The sequence below is a fragment of the Komagataeibacter kakiaceti JCM 25156 genome (genome assembly GCF_000613305.1).
This window is the reverse complement of the sequence record NZ_BAIO01000419.1, coordinates 1-2,081: the sequence shown is the minus strand read 5'-3', so window position 1 is coordinate 2,081 and position 2,081 is coordinate 1. Positions and strand designations below refer to the sequence as shown.

1 protein-coding gene and 2 pseudogenes are annotated in these 2,081 nt (G+C 63.3%); 1 reads left to right on the top strand and 2 read right to left on the bottom strand.

Annotated features, from left to right (window positions below; all coding sequences use genetic code 11):
• Positions 1 to 190 precede the first annotated feature (190 nt).
• Complete coding sequence (locus JCM25156_RS14660; RefSeq protein ID WP_025813656.1) at positions 191 to 448, bottom strand: hypothetical protein; 258 nt, start codon at positions 446 to 448, stop codon at positions 191 to 193.
• A gap of 32 nt (positions 449 to 480) precedes the next feature.
• Positions 481 to 1,765, bottom strand: a pseudogene (locus tag JCM25156_RS24875) (adenosylmethionine--8-amino-7-oxononanoate transaminase).
• 70 nt (positions 1,766 to 1,835) lie between these two features.
• On the opposite strand from JCM25156_RS24875, the pseudogene JCM25156_RS24870 reads away from it, so the two are divergent.
• Positions 1,836 to 2,081 (top strand): annotated as a pseudogene (locus JCM25156_RS24870) (hypothetical protein); the annotation flags it as partial.

Here is a 2,081-nt window from a genome sequence, read left to right as displayed (position 1 = left end):
CGGTCGAGAAGAAGGAAGAACTGGAATCTTCTCCGTCCTGAAGCCGGGGCCCCCTCGCTCCGTTGCCGGAGCGAGAATGAGCCGATGAAGACATAAAAGTTTTTGGATGCCGCCTTCTCTCAAAAAGGCGGTGTCTCCCGAAAAAGCTTCTTCAGGCACAGTTCCATGAGAGGCTTAGCAAACAGTCCCGTCAGGTACGGTCATCCACCAGCCGCCACACCTTGCGGACACGACCGTCGCGGGCGTCTGGCGCGTCTTCCACCGTAACCAGCCCCTGGTTACGCAGCGCCTGCAGGGCCAGCCGGGCATGGTAGGTGCCCAGTTCGGGGAAAAGATCACCAATTTCCCGGACGGATCGCGCCTTTCCATCCGACAGGATTTTCAGCACGATCTGTCGCTTGCTGTCATGATTGGTCATGCGCCAGGATCGATGCTGAAAGAAAGTCATCCCGTTACTATACCAGTTCCATCCCTGACGGCCTAGCGCCGATGCACCGGATCGGGCGCGGATTGCGACAGAACCGTATGAATGGCCGTGGTCAGTCGCGTCAGTTCGGCTGGCGTTATGGTAAAAGCCGGGGTCAGATACACGATATTACGAAACGGTCGTACCCACACGCCCTGTGCGATCAGCGCGCTTTTAAGGGCGTTCATGTCCGCCACGCGCTCCAGTTCCACCACCCCGATCGCGCCCATGACGCGCACATCGACCACATGCGGCAGGTCGCGGCAGGAGTCGAGTTCGGCCCGCATCTGCTCCGCGATGCGCCCCACCTGTTCCAGGCGGGGTTCACGCGCGAACAGATCCAGTGATGCATTGGCGCTGGCACACGCCAGGGCGTTGGCCATGAAGGTCGGCCCATGCATCAGCGCATGCAGCGGATTGTCGGACAGGAAGGCTTCGAACACGTGCTGGCGGGCGACCGTCGCCGCCAGCGCCATGGTGCCCCCGGTCAGGCCTTGGACAGGGTGATGATGTCGGGCACGATCCCGGCCTGCTCACAGGCGAACATGGTGCCGGTGCGGCCAAAGCCGGTAAAAATCTCATCCAGTATCAGCAGCACGCCGTGCCGGTCCGCAAGCGCGCGCAGCCTGCGCAGGACATCGGGGGGATGAAACAGCATGCCGCCCGCGCCCTGCACCAGTGGTTCGACGATAATGGCGGCGATACGCTCACCCGACTGGCCCAGCAGGGTATCAAGCGCCTGCGCGCGCGCGTCATCGACCGGCAGGTCGGCAATGAAATGTTCCGGCAATGCGCCTGATACAGGCTGTGCATCCCTTCCTCCGGGTCGCACACGGCCATGGTGGCCATCGTATCGCCATGGTAGCCGCCACGGAAGGCGACCAGCCTTGTCCGCCCCGCCTGGCCACGGTTGAGCCAGTACTGGATGGCCATTTTCATCGCGACCTCGACCGCGACGGAACCGGAATCGGTAAAAAACACCCGGTCCAGATCACCGGGCAGCATGCTGGCCAGCCGTGTGGCCAGTGTCAGCGCGGGTTCATTGACCAGACCGCCGAACATGACATGGGGCATACGCTCCAGCTGGGCGGCCACCGCCGCGCGGATATGGGGGTGATTGTAGCCATGGCAGGCCGTCCACCACGATGCGATGCCATCCACCAGTTCCGTCCCGTCGGCCAGCGTGATGGTGCAGCCCCGCGTACTGGCGGCGGGCAGGGGCGGCAGGGCCGTGCGCATCTGGCTGTAGGGGAGCCAGACGTGTTTCATGCCCTGTTCCAGCCAGTCGGGTCCACACATGGGCTGTCTCCGTAATATTGCGTTGGCGGGATTGACCGGGGCAGCATGCTCCGGCAGGAGAATGCGCTTCATGGCCCGTTTCGATCCGATTTTCCAGACCGCGCTTGACGAGATGACGCGGCTTCATACCCGCCGCGTGCTGCGGCCGGTGCGCCACGTGGGCGCGGCCATGGTTGTGCGCGATGGCCGGGAACTGGTCAATTTCTCATCCAATGATTATCTGGCCTGTCCCATCATCCGCTCCTTGCCGCCCGCGCCGCCCAATGGCTGCACGAGGCGGGAACCGGCGCGGGCGCATCACGCCTTGTCACCGGCA